The organism is Mariniflexile soesokkakense, from assembly GCF_039650365.1.
In the GTDB taxonomy this organism is placed as follows: domain Bacteria; phylum Bacteroidota; class Bacteroidia; order Flavobacteriales; family Flavobacteriaceae; genus Mariniflexile; species Mariniflexile soesokkakense.
Genome location: NZ_JAZHYP010000008.1, coordinates 1 through 16,506 on the forward strand (window position 1 = coordinate 1; position 16,506 = coordinate 16,506).

At 33.4% G+C, this 16,506-nt stretch carries 16 protein-coding genes; 7 read left to right on the top strand and 9 right to left on the bottom strand.

Features of this window, described 5'->3' with window-relative positions; all coding sequences use genetic code 11:
- Positions 1-136 precede the first annotated feature (136 nt).
- Positions 137-865: an NUDIX hydrolase gene (locus tag VP395_RS13595; RefSeq protein WP_346242567.1), complete on the bottom strand. Its 729-nt coding sequence runs from the start codon at positions 863-865 to the stop codon at positions 137-139.
- A 181-nt stretch (positions 866-1,046) separates the two neighbouring features.
- Here VP395_RS13595 and VP395_RS13600 point away from each other — a divergent pair, with 181 nt between their 5' ends.
- Positions 1,047-2,537 carry a mannitol dehydrogenase family protein gene (locus tag VP395_RS13600; RefSeq protein ID WP_346242568.1) on the top strand — a complete coding sequence of 497 codons (1,491 nt, stop codon included), beginning with the start codon at positions 1,047-1,049 and terminating at the stop codon, positions 2,535-2,537.
- 76 nt (positions 2,538-2,613) lie between these two features.
- Here VP395_RS13600 and VP395_RS13605 read toward each other — a convergent pair whose 3' ends face one another.
- From VP395_RS13605 to VP395_RS13630, 6 genes are read right to left on the bottom strand one after another with little or no spacing between them, the layout of a single operon-like run.
- Positions 2,614-3,495: a carbohydrate kinase family protein gene (locus VP395_RS13605; RefSeq protein WP_346242569.1), complete on the bottom strand. Its 882-nt coding sequence runs from the start codon at positions 3,493-3,495 to the stop codon at positions 2,614-2,616.
- Between the two features lies 1 nt (position 3,496).
- Positions 3,497-4,993 carry a mannitol dehydrogenase family protein gene (locus VP395_RS13610; RefSeq protein ID WP_346242570.1) on the bottom strand — a complete coding sequence of 499 codons (1,497 nt, stop codon included), beginning with the start codon at positions 4,991-4,993 and terminating at the stop codon, positions 3,497-3,499.
- A 12-nt stretch (positions 4,994-5,005) separates the two neighbouring features.
- Positions 5,006-5,974: an ABC transporter permease gene (locus tag VP395_RS13615; protein WP_346242571.1), complete on the bottom strand. Its 969-nt coding sequence runs from the start codon at positions 5,972-5,974 to the stop codon at positions 5,006-5,008.
- Between the two features lie 23 nt (positions 5,975-5,997).
- Positions 5,998-7,521 carry a sugar ABC transporter ATP-binding protein gene (locus tag VP395_RS13620; RefSeq protein ID WP_346242572.1) on the bottom strand — a complete coding sequence of 508 codons (1,524 nt, stop codon included), beginning with the start codon at positions 7,519-7,521 and terminating at the stop codon, positions 5,998-6,000.
- A gap of 17 nt (positions 7,522-7,538) precedes the next feature.
- Positions 7,539-8,603, bottom strand: coding sequence for a substrate-binding domain-containing protein (locus tag VP395_RS13625; RefSeq protein WP_346242573.1), 1,065 nt, complete (start codon positions 8,601-8,603; stop codon positions 7,539-7,541).
- Between the two features lie 51 nt (positions 8,604-8,654).
- Positions 8,655-9,542, bottom strand: coding sequence for a hypothetical protein (locus VP395_RS13630; RefSeq protein ID WP_346242574.1), 888 nt, complete (start codon positions 9,540-9,542; stop codon positions 8,655-8,657).
- Positions 9,543-9,977: 435 nt separating this feature from the next.
- Between VP395_RS13630 and thrS the strand changes: the two genes are divergently transcribed.
- The 4 genes from thrS (at position 9,978) to rplT (ending at position 13,197) form a co-directional block, all read left to right on the top strand.
- Complete coding sequence (gene thrS, locus VP395_RS13635; RefSeq protein WP_346242575.1) at positions 9,978-11,912, top strand: threonine--tRNA ligase; 1,935 nt, start codon at positions 9,978-9,980, stop codon at positions 11,910-11,912.
- A 29-nt stretch (positions 11,913-11,941) separates the two neighbouring features.
- A complete protein-coding gene (gene infC, locus VP395_RS13640) occupies positions 11,942-12,490 on the top strand; it encodes a translation initiation factor IF-3 (RefSeq protein ID WP_379884360.1) in 549 nt (182 codons plus the stop codon).
- Positions 12,491-12,558: 68 nt separating this feature from the next.
- Positions 12,559-12,756, top strand: coding sequence for a 50S ribosomal protein L35 (rpmI, locus tag VP395_RS13645; RefSeq protein ID WP_044639312.1), 198 nt, complete (start codon positions 12,559-12,561; stop codon positions 12,754-12,756).
- Between the two features lie 96 nt (positions 12,757-12,852).
- Positions 12,853-13,197: a 50S ribosomal protein L20 gene (gene rplT, locus VP395_RS13650; RefSeq protein WP_346242576.1), complete on the top strand. Its 345-nt coding sequence runs from the start codon at positions 12,853-12,855 to the stop codon at positions 13,195-13,197.
- Between the two features lie 75 nt (positions 13,198-13,272).
- Here rplT and VP395_RS13655 read toward each other — a convergent pair whose 3' ends face one another.
- Positions 13,273-13,695, bottom strand: a complete 423-nt coding sequence (locus tag VP395_RS13655; protein WP_346242577.1) for a secondary thiamine-phosphate synthase enzyme YjbQ — start codon at positions 13,693-13,695, stop codon at positions 13,273-13,275.
- 137 nt (positions 13,696-13,832) lie between these two features.
- On the opposite strand from VP395_RS13655, the gene VP395_RS13660 reads away from it, so the two are divergent.
- Both VP395_RS13660 and VP395_RS13665 read left to right on the top strand, forming a co-directional pair.
- Positions 13,833-14,276: a hypothetical protein gene (locus tag VP395_RS13660; protein ID WP_346242578.1), complete on the top strand. Its 444-nt coding sequence runs from the start codon at positions 13,833-13,835 to the stop codon at positions 14,274-14,276.
- A 128-nt stretch (positions 14,277-14,404) separates the two neighbouring features.
- On the top strand, positions 14,405-15,160 hold the full coding sequence (locus VP395_RS13665) for a hypothetical protein (RefSeq protein WP_346242579.1): 756 nt from the start codon (positions 14,405-14,407) through the stop codon (positions 15,158-15,160).
- A gap of 1 nt (position 15,161) precedes the next feature.
- Here the strand turns inward: VP395_RS13665 and VP395_RS13670 are convergent, their stop codons facing one another.
- The gene (locus VP395_RS13670; RefSeq protein ID WP_346242693.1) at positions 15,162-16,346 is read right to left on the bottom strand and encodes an asparagine synthetase B; all 1,185 of its coding nucleotides are present in this window, start codon (positions 16,344-16,346) and stop codon (positions 15,162-15,164) included.
- Positions 16,347-16,506 lie beyond the last annotated feature (160 nt).

Consider the following 16,506-nt stretch of genomic DNA (forward strand, 5'->3'; position numbering starts at 1 on the left):
ATTGAAACGGATAGCCAGACCCCACAGGGAAACGCCCAAAAATTATAAAAAGAAAGCTAAATGCGAATTCAGTGGCTACTATATTAGGGATGGTTTCAGTTACTCCTAATATATAGTATGGGGGGGGGAGGGTAAATTATTTATTGATAATATAATCGGTTTCTACTACTTGGCTGTAAACGTCTCTACTAAACATATATAAACGTGAGGGTTTTTTTGAAAGTCCTTTTTGTTTTTCGTCTAGCGGCACTATATAGGGCTTGCCGGAAACCTTTTTTCTGAAATTTCTATTGTCTAATTCTACATCTAATATTGACTCGAAAGCTAGCTGAAGTTCATTTAGGGTGAATTTGATTGGCACAAAATCGAATATTAGCGGATCTGTGATGATTTTGCTTTTTACATCATCGTAGGCATCGTTGATAATTTGATGGTGATCGAAGCCTAATTGCGGTAAAGATTTTAGATTAAACCATTTTATGGAATCATCCATTTTCAACAAATCTTTATTAGATGCTATTATTAAATAATAGGCTACCGTTATGGTTCTTACTTTTGCGCCTCGGCTTCGTATCCAGAGTAAATCTTTATCTGATTTAATTCTAGCTGCGTTGCCATAAGTTCTGAATTGGTTTCTATTTAAATGATTTTCGCCGGTTAGTTCTTTAAAAACTCTATTAGCCGTTTCGCCTAGATTATTACTTTTAAGTACATAATGCCCTGGCAAGACCCAATCATCGACCATTGGTAGATTTTCGTTATATAAATTTAAGGTGCGTTTTCTTAATAAAACATTAAGCCCATTCTCTTCTAGTTTTAAAACCACACAGTCTACTGATAAATTGTCAATTTTTCTAAAATCCATATAAATTAAAACGTTAAATTTACGCTTTTACAAACTTAAACAATCTCTAAATATTAAATTTATAATTAATCCTGTTTTTAAATGATGTTCGTGTTTTTCAATAACAGCCCCATCTTAATGAACACCCAATTTTAAATCTAGATTTTATAAACCAATATTGAACGCTTAATTAATAGTTATTATGATGAAGTCTTTTCAGCTTAACATGGAAAATTTAAAACTATTACCTGAAACTGTTTTAAAACCCTCGTTTGAAAGAGACAAAATAAAAACCAGTATTTTGCATATTGGCGTAAGTAATTTCCATAGATCTCACCAAGCATATTACATTCACGAATTGATGGAGAAGTTCAATGAACTTAATTATGGTATTTGTGGTGTTGATTTGTTGGATTCTGACCGAAAAATATATAATATCCTAAAAGACCAAGATGGTCTTTACACCTTATATACGAAAGAACCAAACGGCGCACATAAGGCAAAAATAATTGGCTCTATTGTTGAATATTTTTTTGGCCCCGAAAACCCGTTGGCAGTAATAGAAAAAATGACAAGTCCTGACATTGAAATTATTTCACTTACCATTGCAGAAGACGGATATCATTTAAACGAAATTACTGGTGCGCTTGATTTGAATCAACCAATATTGGATGAAGAAATCAAAAATCCATTTAACCCTAAAACTGTTTTTGGATATTTAACCCAAGCATTTAAATTAAGAAAACTAAGAAACCTACCTGGTTGCACAATTCTTTCTTGCGATAACATTAAATCTAATGGAGATACAATAAAAAAAGCATTATTGGAATATGTTAGCAAAACCGAACCCGAACTCTTAAACTGGATTTCTAAAAACACAACCTTCCCAAATACAATGGTTGACCGAATTACAACCATAACAGATTTTAATGATATTGAAACCTTAAAACAAGATTTTTTTATAGAAGACCAATGGCCTGTGGTCTGTGAACCTTTTGCACAATGGATAATTGAAGATAAATTTCTTCATAAAAAACCATCATGGGAAAAGGTAGGCGTGCAATTTACACAAAACATTGAACCCTTTGAAAAAATGAAACTACGGTTGCTTAATGCCAGTCACACCATTTTAGGTATACTCGGCACCATGTCTGGCCATAAAACTGTTTATGAAGCCGCAATTGATGACAATCTTATGACTTTTCTAAAATCTTTTATGGACGAAGAAGTACACCCAACTCTTAACGAATCAAATGCTACTCATGTTAGTAACTATAAAAAAATGCTTGTGTCGAGATTTCAAAACCCTCATATAAATGATAGACTATCGCGTATTTGCCAAGAAAGCTCTGCGAAGATTCCTATTTTTATACTTCCTATCATTACAGACCAATTACAAAATGAACAAAAAATTAAAGGCGCTGCCTTTATAATTGCAGCGTGGTGCAAATACAATGATGGCATTGACGACCACGGGAACACTTATAAAATTGTAGACTCTATTAGTAATACACTAATCAGAATGGCCGCACTATCACATCAAAACCCTTTAAAATTCCTAGATATTGAAACGGTTTTTAACGACTTAAACACGAACACCTTTTTTACCGAAACCTATTTAAAACATTTGAACCACCTAAGAACGCATAGTATATCAGAAAGCATTACGGCATTCAACAAGAATACAATTTAAGGCACCTTAAGCAAAACAAGAAAAGCTTTATGAGTAATTTCATAAAGCTTTTAATCGCTATTAATAATAAAAACGCTTAGGCGTTTATCATTTTATTTATCTCTTCTTCTTTAATTTCAGGGTTCGCTCCTTCCCTACTTGCCACTATAGCCCCAACTGCACATGCATAATTAATAGATTCTTGGGGATTATCACTATTCAACAACTTACTAATTAATGATGCCAAAAAAGAATCGCCCGCACCAACAGTATCAATTACATTTATATGATAACCGCTATTGTAATAAAATTTACCATCCACAAACAATACAGCCCCATGCTTACCTTTAGTAACACAGATTGTTTTTGTATTTGTTTGTTCAGCTATAATTTGAATGGTTTGCTCTAATGATGGTGATTTAGAATCGAACATACCGCTTATTTCAAAAATCTCATCATCGTTAAACTTAATAAAATTAGCCTGATTCATTAAATAATTAAGAACATCTGAAGAATAATAAGGCGGCCTTAAATTAATATCGAAAATTTTATATTTTGCTAATTTTAATAGCTCATAAAGCGTGTCTCGGGACATGTCATCTCTTGCAACCAAACTACCAAAAACAAAAGCATCAGATTCTTCAACAATGGAACGAGTCGCATCAGTAAGTTCTATTTTATCCCAAGCCCTAGGAAACATAATGTCGTAGGACGCCGAACCCTTATCATTCAGCATCACTTTTACTTTTCCTGTTTTATAGTTTTTATCTATTTGTATGCCATCAGTGTTTACGCCTTTCGATTTAAAAAAATCCAAAATTCTATTTCCTCTTTTATCTTCTCCAATCCTACTAACCATGGAAACAGCATTGCCAAAACCCTGTAATCTTGCTGCAACATTTAAAGGTGCACCTCCAATTTTTTTATGGGTTGGAAAAACATCCCATAGAACTTCTCCAAAACATGTGATATTTGCCATTTTAAATGTGGTTTAATATGTTTCCATTAATATTTAAAATACATTTTTCAACACCATATTTAGTAATATTGTGATAGGCCGTAACATAAGAATCTACAAAAGATTGCGAATCTTTTAGTGCTCCAAAAATCGCCTCAATTTCCAAAAAGGCAACCGGATTATTTTTTGAAGCTATTGCTTTTTCTTTTAAAGTCGATTTCATAGCATCCTTAACCAACAAAGCTTTACCGGTTTCATCAACCCCCAAACTATAAATTGCCCAAGCCGCAACCACAAAAGCTGCGTGTTCAAAATGTCCTTCTTGTTTAAGCTGGGCATTTACAGTTGGCAAAACAAAAATTGGAAATTTAGCTGAACTCTCTGAACAAATCCTGTCAATCTGGTCTTTTATATAAATATTTCCAAAACGTTCTAATAATGATGCTTCGTAGGCCTCTAAATCCACACCATTTAAATCACTTAAAATAGGAGCCACTTCTTGCCTCATGTAATCCCGAAGAAATCTATTCACATCGTTATTGTTAGCTGCTTCATCAATGGTATCATACCCCATTAAAGCACCTAAAATTCCTAAAACAGAATGCCCAGCATTTAATAGTTGAAGTTTCATTTTTTCAAACGGCACGACATCTTCTACAAACTGAACCCCTACTTTTTCCCAAGCTGGTCTTCCCGATATAAAATCATCTTCTATAATCCATTGTTTAAAGGGTTCACAAACCACAGGCCACGCATCATCAATTCCTGTTGTTTCAATTAAATTTAAAATATCAGCTTGACTTGTTGCCGGTGTAATCCTATCGACCATAGCATTTGGAAAAGAAACATTTGCCTCCATCCATGGTACTAATTCTGGTTCTGCTTTTTCAATATAACTCAAAAGCATTTTTTTAGTCATATCCCCATTTCCTTGAATATTATCGCAAGACTGAACAGTCAAACCTTTCAACCCATTTTCTTTTCTAAGTTTTAATGCTTGGGTTAAATATCCAAAAATGGTTTTTGGCGCTTTCGGATTTTCTAAATCATGCTGAATTAACGGATTATCAAAATCAAACTCCCCTGTAGCTTCATTATAGTTGTAACCGCCTTCCGTTATTGTTAGCGTTATAATTTTAACCTCTGGGCTTGCCATTTTTTCTATAACCGCTGACGGATTTTCAGGCGCATATAAACACTCAACAATAGAGCCAATAATACGTTTTGAAAGCGAACCGTCTAATTCTTTTACCACCAAAGTGTAAAGTCCGTTTTGTTCTTTTAAAGTATTATAAATCTTGATATCAAAATCCAATAATGCTACACCACAAATCCCCCAATCCGTTACTGTTTCATCATGCAGTAGTTGATCGGTATAAAAAGCTTCATGCGCTCTGTGAAATCCACCAATACCAACATGCACGATACCTGTCTTTATATTACTCCTATTATATTTAGGAATAGCCGCTTGCTCCTCAAACTTAGATAAGTTTAAGTTGTTTAATTTATAAGTTGTCATTTTTTCTTTGTTTTATTTACTTTCGAAACGTTGAAGTAGTACTGCAAAAATGATGATTGCCCCCTTAACTACTTGTTGAGGATATGATGGCACGTTTAGCAGATTTAAAATATTTCCTATTAAACCCAAAATAAGCACCCCCATTAATGTATTTATAGCCGTTCCTTTTCCGCCATTTAAACTTGCACCGCCAATTACTACAGCGGCTATCGCGTCAAGTTCCCATGCCATCCCCATATTTGGAGACCCTAAATTAGTTCTTGAAGCTACAATTATGGCCGCAGTTGCCGCTAAAGCTCCAGAAATAGCATATACTAAAAACTTGTATTTATTAACTTTTATACCGGATAAACGAGACGCTTCCTCATTACTACCTATAGCAATAATCAATCTACCAAACACGTTGTAACGCAACAGTACCATGGCCAAAATGACTATTAAAAAGAATACGATAGCAATATTTGGAACCCCTAAAGTTGAGTTGTTCGCAAAATTAGACATGAATTCCCCACCTGGAGTTTTAAAAGTAATTGGAGACCCTTTTGAATAAATAAACCCTAAACCTCTTGCGATAGTCATTAAAGCCAAAGTAGCTACAAACGGTGCCATTTTCTGGAATGCCACGAGATACCCAGCAATACTACCCAGTCCAAAACCTATAATAATAGTTAATAAAATTGCCGCTGGAAGAACCACCACATTGACCAATATAGCGAAAGTTACCGCCAATAAAGCAACCATGGACCCTACCGATAAATCGATACCCCCTGTTAATATTACAAGCAACATTCCGATACTAATAATACCTATACCAGAAACTTGTTTTAATAAATTTGAAAGATTAACAGATGTAAAAAACACATCCGAAATTAATGCTGAAAATATTACCAGCAATATGAAAATAAATATTGTATTATGTTTTACGAGAAACTTAAGCACACCACCCGGGCTACTTAGTTGTTGTTTGATTGTTAATTCCATAATTTTGATTTTTATTAAAGTGTTTAGACCGCTTGTTTTAGTTGTTCGCCAATTGAATAGCGTAAAATGTTTTCTTCTGAGAATTGCGCTTTGGCTAATTCGCCGTAAACCGTACCTTCATGCATGACCAAAATACGATCTGAAATACCCATGATTTCCGGCATATCGGAAGAGATAACTACAACGCCAACGCCTTTTTTAGCAACCTCGTTAATAAGGTTGTAAATTTCAATTTTTGCTCCAACATCAACGCCACGTGTTGGCTCGTCAATAAAAATAACTTTACTATCAATACTCAACCATTTAGCTAAAGCCACTTTTTGTTGATTTCCTCCACTCAGGTTTTTAACATTGACCTCTGAACTTGGTGCCTTAATGTTTAACTTTTCAATTAAACCTAAAACATTTTTATATTCATTATCTATATTGATAAAACCTAGCTTTCCTGCTATACCTTTAAAATTAGTAACACTAATATTTCGTCTTATGGAAAGTGGTAAAAAAACACCATCTTCTTTTCTGTCTTCAGAAACAAAACCAATTTGATGTCCAACGGCACATACTGGTGTATTGGTTTTTATTTCTTTACCATTCAAAATTAAACTACCCGATTTCTTTTTATGTGCTCCAAAAATAAGTTTGGCAGTTTCCGTTCTTCCGCTCCCACCTAAACCTGCAATTCCTAAAACTTCACCAGGACGTACTGAAAAATTAACATCGTGGACCAACGTATCTTTTGCTGTTAAGTCTTTAACTTCCAAAATAGGCACTTCTCCTATTTGCACATCACGAGTTGGATATAAATCTTTCAACTCCCTACCAATCATCAAACGTATTACACCATCGGTATCCGTGTCTGCAATAGCCATACTCCCTGTGTCCACACCATCTCTTAGCACCGTAACAGAATCTGCTATCTTGAAAATTTCGTCCAAATGATGTGAGATATAAATAATAGAAACCCCTTTATCTCTAAGCTTAAAAAGATTGTCGAATAACTTTTTAGTATCAGTTGGATCAAAAACCGTAGTCGGCTCATCCAAAACCAATACTTTAGTATCTTCAGAAAGCGCTTTAGCTATTTCAACAACTTGTTTTTGCACGATACTTAAACTCCTAACGGTTGCTGAAGCATCAATTTTAAAACCTAAAGAATCAATTAATTCTTGAGCATCTTTAGTTAATTCTTTCCAGTTCATCCAAAATTTACTAGCACCGAGTTTATGTAAATAAATGTTTTCGGCTACTGACAAATCATTCACTAAAGATAATTCCTGATACACCACACTAATGCCCAGCACCTGTCCGTCGTGTGTGTTTTTCGGATTAATTTCTTCCCCATTTAAAACAACCTTACCGCTATCTTTTTGATGCACACCACTAAGGATTTTAATCAACGTCGATTTTCCTGCTCCATTTTCACCAAGTAAAGCATGAATTTCGCCTGGCTTCACTTTTAAGTTTACATTTTCAAGCACAGAAACCACACCGAAACTTTTGGATATCCCAGTCATTTCCAATCTATATTCACTCTCTGAAGTTTTCATATCAATGGATTTTAAGATTAAAACAAAGCTTTAGGGTCGTAATACTTAGCTGCGTTTTCTTTTGTAATTAATAAAGGTGCAGTAAATGACGTTTTCTTGAAGTCTCTTTTTCCATTCATATATTGAATAGCATACTCCACGGCGTTTTTACCAATTTGTACAGGACTATTCATAGCTGTACATCCGTAAAAATCAGTATCCATTATATACTTAATAGCTTCTTTTTGTCCATCCGCACCAGCAACAATTAAAATATCGTCCGTTTTACCTGCTTGCGCAATAGCTTTAATAGCACCTAATACACAAACATCCGATTCTGTAATAACCACATTAATATCTGGATGCGCTACTAAAATATCCTCCATTGCTTTTAAACCTCCTGCGTAGGACCAATCAGTATAAGCTTGGGTTTTAACATTTAAATCAATGTTTCCTTGGGTTCTTAATTGCTCTTCAGTAATACCTTGCAACAAACCTTGTTTACGCGTTCTTCCAACAGGATTTCCTGCATTTCCACTCAATAAAGCAATATTCATTTTAGTATTTCCCATTTTTTTAACAAGCCATTCGCCAGCCAATTCTCCATTTGCTAAATTATTAGACTGAATAGTTGTTACATAGTCCGCTGACGGATTAATAGAACTATCAATAATAAAAACTGGAATCCCCGCTGCTTTGGCCGCTCGAGTAACACCTACTAAAGCATCTGGATCCTTCGGGTTCAACAACAAGGCATCAACACCTTTAGTAATTAAATCCTCTACTGCTGCTACTTGTTTATTGATATCGTCTTGACCATCAGCCGATAAAAATATCATACCGTTTTTTTCGGTTGTAGCCTGTATACTTTGTAGTAACGCTTGATAGTAAGGAGCGTTTAATGTAGGTGATGCATAGCCTATTTTTTTTCCTGTTAAGTCTATAGCGCTTTCAATTTTTGCACTGGAATCTTCTGCACTATTTACATCCGTTTTTGTAGTCGCACTTTGATCTAAACAACTTGACAAGTTAAACAACAATGCTAAAACAAATATTGGCTTAAGGACTTGTTTCAAAACGGAATTCTTATTTATTGTTTTCATAATTAATAGTTTTATTTATTATCTTAATTTATATATTTAGTTTATTGGTTTTTAAAAAATTGTAAAATCTACTTGAAGTACGGTTTTCTCTTTTTCTGGATTCCACATAGCCATTACCCCGATAGGTAAATCATAATTACCTAATTTAACATTTTTATTGAAGGTTGCCCCTACATTTATTAGGTTTCCAGCTCCTTCTGTATAAAATGTTTTATCTGTTACAAAAGACCAAGCACCACCGGCGAATAGAGACAGACTAGAATCTCCTTTTTTCCAGACCTTACTACTAACTTCAAAATAATGTGTCCATGAATTTTTTAACGATCCATCGGTTTGAACTTCGTAATCCCCAGACCCACCATTAATAATAGTCGCTAAATACAAAAGTGTATTTGGTGTAATGTTGTACCCAAAGTTGACATCTACAAAGTTATACCCCTGTGTTTTATCGTAGCTCCAATAATGCAAAATATTGCCTCGCTCTTCAACTCCAGTGTAGTTATTATGAGTAACAGCTTCTACAAAAAACCTGTCCGAAAATTGATATTTTGTATAAATAGAAAACTCTTGATAGTGCGCGCCTGTAGGTTCTCCTGTATTTTTGTTCACAACATCAACAGTTGTAAAACTCGCACCTCCCCATACACCCAAAGTAATTTTTTTATCCCTAGAGTTAAACTCTAAGTTAGTAGCGATCATAGCTCCAGGATGCACAACAAACCCATGCCATAAATGCATGTTTTTTATATGTGCTCCCGCAGTAAAGGCTTTATAATCATCTTTCATAATTTCATCTTGCGCATTAACTTTATTAATTCCTAAAAACAAGACACATAAACACACTAATTGCAAGCGCGTAGCTCTATTTGATTTTACTTTTTTTGACTTTAGATAAAATTGTCGTGTTTCTAGTTTAATTTGTTTAAGTGGTGATTTCATTATTAAAATAATTAGTTTATATTTATTAAACGTATTTTTAACGTTTAATATTTAACAAAGATATAATACTAATTAAGTTAATTATAACTTTATTGATACAAAACTTATATATCTGATAAATTTTTACGATATTCTCATATATTCGAAATAAACGATAAAAAAAATTTAATAATTTATATTAAACGTTAATAATACGTTTATTTAATTTTTCAAATAAAAATTTATTATATAAAAAACAAAGGATTTCAATACAAAAAAGGCTAATTATCAAAAATTGAACAAACTAAAAAAAAATACTTCTTTATAATGTTTAATCAAGCTATCAAAAACACATATTAACATACTTTGTCCGTATATAAGTAAATTATACCCTAACATAATATTGTATGTCTATTTTTATACTATTATCTTTGCGACTTATTTTAATTTTATTTAATGATACATATAACATTGCCTGATGGAAGTGTACGATCGTATGAACCGAACGTTACACCTATGGATGTTGCTAAGAACATTAGTGAAGGATTTGCTAGAAATGTGATTTCGGCTAAATTTAATGATACAACTATTGAAACTGTGACCCCTTTAACCACGGATGGGGCGTTGGTTTTATATACTTGGAACGATAATGAGGGAAAAACTGCTTTTTGGCATTCATCTGCACACGTATTGGCACAGGCTATTGAGGAACTTTACCCTGGAGCCAAACTAACCATTGGACCTGCAATTGAAAATGGGTTTTATTATGATGTAGATTTTGGTGAACATAGCATTTCTGAAAAAGACTTTAAGGCTATTGAAGATAAAATGTTGGAAATTGCCCGTGGCAAACATGATTTTAAAATGCGTTCGGCTACAAAAGCGGAAGCATTGTCTTTATATAAAGGCAACGAATTTAAAACGGAATTGATTGAGAACTTAGAAGATGGCACCATTACTTTTTGTGACCATGCTACGTTTACCGATTTATGCCGTGGGGGCCACATACCAAATACTGGTATTATAAAAGCTGCTAAAATATTGAGTGTTGCGGGTGCTTATTGGAGAGGAAATGAAAACAATCCGCAACTAACGCGTGTTTATGGTATTTCGTTCCCGAAACAAAAAGAGCTTACCGAATATTTAGAATTACTTGAAGAAGCTAAAAAACGTGACCATAGAAAACTAGGGAAAGAACTGGAGTTGTTTACATTTTCGGCAAAAGTGGGACAAGGGCTTCCTTTATGGTTGCCAAAAGGCGCTGCTTTACGTGAGCGTTTGGAGAACTTTTTGAAAGTAGCACAAAAAAAAGCGGGCTACGAAATGGTAGTTACACCACATATTGGACAAAAGGAACTTTATGTAACTTCTGGACATTATGCTAAATATGGAGCTGATAGTTTTCAGCCAATCCACACCCCAAAAGAAGGTGAAGAGTTTTTATTAAAACCCATGAACTGTCCGCATCACTGTGAAATTTACAATCATTCGCAATGGAGTTATAAAGATTTACCAAAGCGTTACGCTGAATTTGGTACTGTTTATAGATATGAACAAAGTGGCGAATTGCACGGATTAACGCGTGTAAGAGGGTTTACTCAAGATGACGCACATTTATTTTGTACACCAGACCAACTTGATGGTGAATTTAAAAACGTAATAGACCTGGTACTTTATGTATTTGGTTCTTTAGGTTTTGAAAACTTTACTGCACAAGTATCGTTGAGAGATCCTGATAATCCTGATAAATATATAGGTAGCTTAGAAAATTGGGAGAAAGCCGAAAAAGCTATTATGAGCGCCACCATAGACAAAGGTTTAAATTATACCGTAAAAACTGGCGAAGCCGCTTTTTATGGCCCTAAGTTAGACTTTATGGTGAAAGATGCTTTGGGTAGACAGTGGCAATTGGGAACCATTCAGGTAGATTACAACTTACCTGAACGTTTCGATTTAACTTATAAAGGTAGTGACAACGAGTTACACCGCCCCGTAATGATACACCGCGCACCATTTGGAAGTATGGAACGTTTTATAGCCATTTTACTAGAACATACTGCTGGTAATTTCCCGCTTTGGTTAATGCCAACTCAGGCTATTATACTGTCAATTAGCGAGAAATATGAAAAATACGCTGAAAAAGTTTTAAATTTGCTAGAAAATGACGAAATTCGCGCCCTTGTAGACCATAGGAATGAAACCATTGGTAAGAAAATTAGGGAAGCAGAAATGCAAAAACACCCTTTCATGATTATCATAGGTGAACAGGAAGAAAAGGAAAACAAGATAACTGTGCGTATGCATGGAGGAGAAGATTTAGGAATGATTTCTATTGAAGACTTCTCAAAAATTATAAAAACAGAAATAAGCAAAACGTTAAAATCGTTTTAAAAATAAGTTTAACTTAAAATTATATAGCCATAGCAATTAGAAGAAAATCGCAACCCGCCAAAAGGGTTTCACAAGAGGATAAACATAGAATTAACTCTAAGATTAGTGCACCCAACGTTCGTTTAGTAGGCGAAAATGTTGAAATAGGTGTGTATTCTACCAGAGATGCTTTAAAAATAGCAGACGAGCAAGGATTTGATCTAGTAGAGATTTCACCTAATGCGGATCCTCCTGTTTGTAAAGTTATGGACTATAAAAAGTTTCTTTACGAACAAAAGAAACGTGATAAGGTAATTAAAGCAAAGGCTACAAAAGTTGTAATTAAAGAAATTCGATTTGGACCTCAAACCGATGATCATGATTATGATTTTAAAAAGAAACATGCCGAAAAATTCTTAAAAGAAGGCGCTAAACTTAAAGCATTTGTTTTCTTTAAAGGACGTTCTATTGTATTTAAGGAACAAGGACAAATTTTATTATTAAGATTAGCCCAAGACCTTGAAGAATTTGGCAAAGTAGAGCAAATGCCGCAATTGGAAGGTAAACGTATGACTATGTTTATTGCACCAAAAAAATAAAGAAAGAAACTGAAACAAATTCAGTTTAAAGATAATTAAGCGAAATAATTAAAACCTAGGAAAAGAAAATGCCTAAAATGAAAACAAAATCTAGTGCCAAAAAACGCTTTAAGCTAACTGGTACTGGTAAGATAAAAAGAAAGCACGCTTTTAAAAGTCACATCTTAACAAAGAAGACTAAAAAACGTAAGCTTGCTCTAACGCATGATACATTAGTACATAAAGCGGATGAGAATAATGTTAAAATCATGTTACGCTTAAAGTAACAATTTTTTAACCGGTTAAAACAAATTATAAACCCTGGAGTTAGGCTTTTTAAAAGTGTCTGTTTAGACCGCCTACTACAAAAAACAATTAAAATTATGCCAAGATCAGTAAATTCTGTAGCAAAAAGAGCCCGAAGAAAAAAGGTTCTAAAACAAGCAAAAGGCTTTTTCGGACGTCGTAAAAACGTTTGGACAGTAGCAAAAAATGCGGTTGATAAAGCGATGTTATATTCGTATAGAGACCGTAGAGTAAAAAAGAGAAACTTCCGTGCTTTATGGATAACTCGTATTAATGCGGGAGCCAGAACTTATGGATTATCTTATTCTCAATTTATGGGAAAATTAAAAGCTAATGATATTGAATTAAACCGTAAGGTTTTAGCAGATTTAGCTATGAATAACCCTGAGGCTTTTAAAGCCGTAATAGAGAAAGTAAAATAAGGCGTTTTCGCCTATTGTAAAACATATTATATTCGCTTAATATATTAAAATCCGGTTCGAAAGAATCGGATTTTTTTATACCCCAAAAGCGGTAACAACAATGTTTCTTGAACCACCATGGTTTCTGTGTTCACAAAGATAAATACCTTGCCAAATTCCTAAATTCAATTTTCCATTTGTAATTGGTATTTGTATTGACGCACCAAGTAATGAAGCCTTAATGTGTGCAGGCATATCATCAGACCCTTCGTAAGTATGCTTATAATAAGGGGCATTTTCCGGAATCATCTTGTTAAAATGACTTTCAAAATCTGTTCTTACTGTAAAATCGGCATTTTCATTAATAGTTAAACTTGCCGATGTATGCTTAATAAACACCTGTAGTTGTCCTATATTTATTTGACTAATTTCTGGTAGTGTATGTTCTACAACATTTGTAATTAAATGAAAACCTCTAGAGTATGGTTTCAGTTTTATTTGCTTTTGATAGAAATTCATATAGCTTTCCTGTATAAAAATGATATCTAAATTTAGATTCTAAAATAGAATTAAAAACTCAACTTTCCGTTATAATAACGCAACCTTTTAGATTTAATCGCATCTATTTAAATATAAATAACCCAAATTTTAGTAACATGAAACATTTTATTTTAATCACATTTTTAAGCTTTATTACTTTAACGAACTGCTCTATTAACAATAATGATGATGGTAAACAACAAGTATATAAAACCTATTGGCATCTTACAAATGTTAGCGGAGGTATTGCTGGTGTAGACAATGATTTTGATTTAGATAAAATTATTTGGAGTTTTGATAATACAACAGGTAAACTAACTATTAACAATACAAATACAGACGACACAATTGAGGATGGTTTTGATTCTGGAGTTTATAACTATACAGTTACTATTGTTGAAAGCGATGAGTTTCTTGTAATAGAATCTAATGAATTTGGAAATGTAGTTGCTACAGAAACCCAATTAATAATAGACCAAAATATTACTACTAGCGGTACAGGAACTGATGGTTTTGTATATACTTTTAAACGTGTAGTTATTCTTGAAGATGTAGAATAAAAAAAATCAGGTTTTCTGCTTTTTCTTTCTAGCTGCAGGAAACAATACATTGTTTAAAACAAATGTAGTCTTTTTCATAAAAAATTATTAATTTAGTTTTTTCCTAATTTATAAGTAATAAAATGAAAATGGATACCATTACTCCTTACATTCCTGCCTTAATTATATTTATTGGTGCATTATTTGCTGCAAGTCAGGCTAATAATGATAAAAAGGAAATTGCTAGTAAACAAGAAGAGATTAACATAATAGTTAAGAGAAATGAAACTTTAAGTTCAAATATTTTAGACCTTACTAATCAGCTAAGTAGAATTACGAAAGAAGTCAAACATATTTCATTAGAAAATAGTGAAATCTCTAAAGTTAATTTTGACTTAAGTAAAGAGAATATTGATTTATCAAAAGAAATAAAGGATATTTCAGATAATATAAAAGACTTATCTAATGAAAATTTAAAAAATACTGAAGAAATAAAAGATTATTCTAACTCTGAAAAATTCTTCAGAGAACGTGATTTTTCCTTTTTAAATAAACTCTTCCCTGATGGCTGTATTATAAATCGACAAAATTTTTCTGGGAAAAATTTTAGCAAATCTACTATATCAAACTCTCCTATTATAGAGGATATTCAAAGCCACATCAAAGTAGCTAAAGGGTATTCTGAACTTGTAAATACGTATGAAAGTAAATTGAATAATGGAGGTGTTATAAGTAGTGTAGAAATGAATACTAGTATTAATTTAAGTTATTATGGTAAATTACAAAAATTGCAAGGTCATAGAATTGGAAATTCTTGTCAGTATTTTGTAATAATTGACGTTGATGAATATGGTTATACATTTGCTGTCGGAAGAACTATATGTGGAAAGGGAGTCCGGTTTTAATTTAAGTTTTCTGCTTTTTCTTTCTAGCTGCCGGAAACAATACGTTGTTTAAAATCAACCTGTAACCTGGAGATGTGGGGTGTAAATCGAGTTCGGTTTTAGAGTCTCCTACCCTATGCTGATAATCTTCTGGATCGTGACCTCCATAAAAGGTAAAAAAACCTTTTCCTTTAATACCGTGAATATATTTCGCTTCCCCGTTAGACTTTGTTTCTCCCATTACCAATACATTCGATTTTATTTCATCTCTGGTAAACGCTGTAGTTTGTCCCATAAAACCTTTGACTAAAGCGGTGTGGTTTTGACATAGCATGGTTGGAATAGGATCCCATTTTGCTGAAAACTCCATTAAAGAAAAATAATCAGATTCTTTAGAAACCATCCGTTTTTGAGTCATATCAATAGAAGAAAACTCATAAACATTCGGGTTCCGTTCTAAAGTATAATTTGTAAAAGCAAATGTTTTATTATAGTCAATTTTATTTTGATACCCCGAATCACTACCATCACCATCAAACATGGGTTCGCATATATCTATGCCTTCGGCAGATAAAGCAATATCAAAACTATCCGCAGCACTGCACATAGCAAACATAAACCCACCACCTATTACATAATCTCTAATTTTTAAAGCAACGTCCAATTTTTCTTGTGACACTTTGCTATAATCTAATTTTGTAGCCAAAGCTTCAGCCTCTCTTTTCTCTTCAATATACCACGATGCCGCTTTGTAAGCACCATAAAATTTCCCGTATTGCCCTGTAAAGTCTTCATGGTGTAAGTGTAACCAATCGAATACCAAAAGTGCATCGTTTAGCACTTCCTCATCATAAACTGTTTCATATGGTATTTCAGCATACTGTAACACCATAGTAACAGCATCATCCCAAGGCAGTTTTCCTTTTGGTGTATAAACAGCAATTTTAGGTGCTTTTTCTAGTACCACCGCTTCCATATTTTGGCTTGGGCTGCTAATTTCTTCTAAAATAGTTTCGGTTTTAGCGTCGGAAAGTACTTCAAAGGAAATCCCTCTAATTTGACATTCGCGTTGAATTTCTTGAGTATCGGGCAATAAAAATGAGCCACCACGGTAATTAAGCAACCATTTTACCTTTTGCTCTTTACTTAATATCCAATAGGTTAATCCGTATGCTTTTAGATGATTTTTTTGGCTATCTACGTCCATAGGAATGAGGATATAGGATGCAAAAGCACTATAATTAATAATGAAGAATGAAAAAATAATAATGAGTTTTCTCGTATTCAATGAAAGTCTGTATTTCAAATTAGTCAAGAAAGATACTTAATTTTTTCTCCTTTCCGAATTGGTTTAACAGAAGATTAGA

Coding starts and splice junctions, on each gene's coding strand:
- VP395_RS13615 (WP_346242571.1), bottom strand. CDS start 5,974: ATGGAATTAACAATCAAACAACAACTAAGTAGCCCGGGTGGTGTGCTT.
- thrS (WP_346242575.1), top strand. CDS start 9,978: ATGATACATATAACATTGCCTGATGGAAGTGTACGATCGTATGAACCG.
- VP395_RS13670 (WP_346242693.1), bottom strand. CDS start 16,346: ATGGACGTAGATAGCCAAAAAAATCATCTAAAAGCATACGGATTAACC.
- VP395_RS13620 (WP_346242572.1), bottom strand. CDS start 7,521: ATGAAAACTTCAGAGAGTGAATATAGATTGGAAATGACTGGGATATCC.
- rplT (WP_346242576.1), top strand. CDS start 12,853: ATGCCAAGATCAGTAAATTCTGTAGCAAAAAGAGCCCGAAGAAAAAAG.
- VP395_RS13605 (WP_346242569.1), bottom strand. CDS start 3,495: ATGGCAAATATCACATGTTTTGGAGAAGTTCTATGGGATGTTTTTCCA.
- VP395_RS13665 (WP_346242579.1), top strand. CDS start 14,405: ATGGATACCATTACTCCTTACATTCCTGCCTTAATTATATTTATTGGT.
- rpmI (WP_044639312.1), top strand. CDS start 12,559: ATGCCTAAAATGAAAACAAAATCTAGTGCCAAAAAACGCTTTAAGCTA.
- VP395_RS13610 (WP_346242570.1), bottom strand. CDS start 4,993: ATGACAACTTATAAATTAAACAACTTAAACTTATCTAAGTTTGAGGAG.
- VP395_RS13630 (WP_346242574.1), bottom strand. CDS start 9,542: ATGAAATCACCACTTAAACAAATTAAACTAGAAACACGACAATTTTAT.
- VP395_RS13595 (WP_346242567.1), bottom strand. CDS start 865: ATGGATTTTAGAAAAATTGACAATTTATCAGTAGACTGTGTGGTTTTA.
- VP395_RS13655 (WP_346242577.1), bottom strand. CDS start 13,695: ATGAATTTCTATCAAAAGCAAATAAAACTGAAACCATACTCTAGAGGT.
- VP395_RS13660 (WP_346242578.1), top strand. CDS start 13,833: ATGAAACATTTTATTTTAATCACATTTTTAAGCTTTATTACTTTAACG.
- VP395_RS13625 (WP_346242573.1), bottom strand. CDS start 8,603: ATGAAAACAATAAATAAGAATTCCGTTTTGAAACAAGTCCTTAAGCCA.
- VP395_RS13600 (WP_346242568.1), top strand. CDS start 1,047: ATGATGAAGTCTTTTCAGCTTAACATGGAAAATTTAAAACTATTACCT.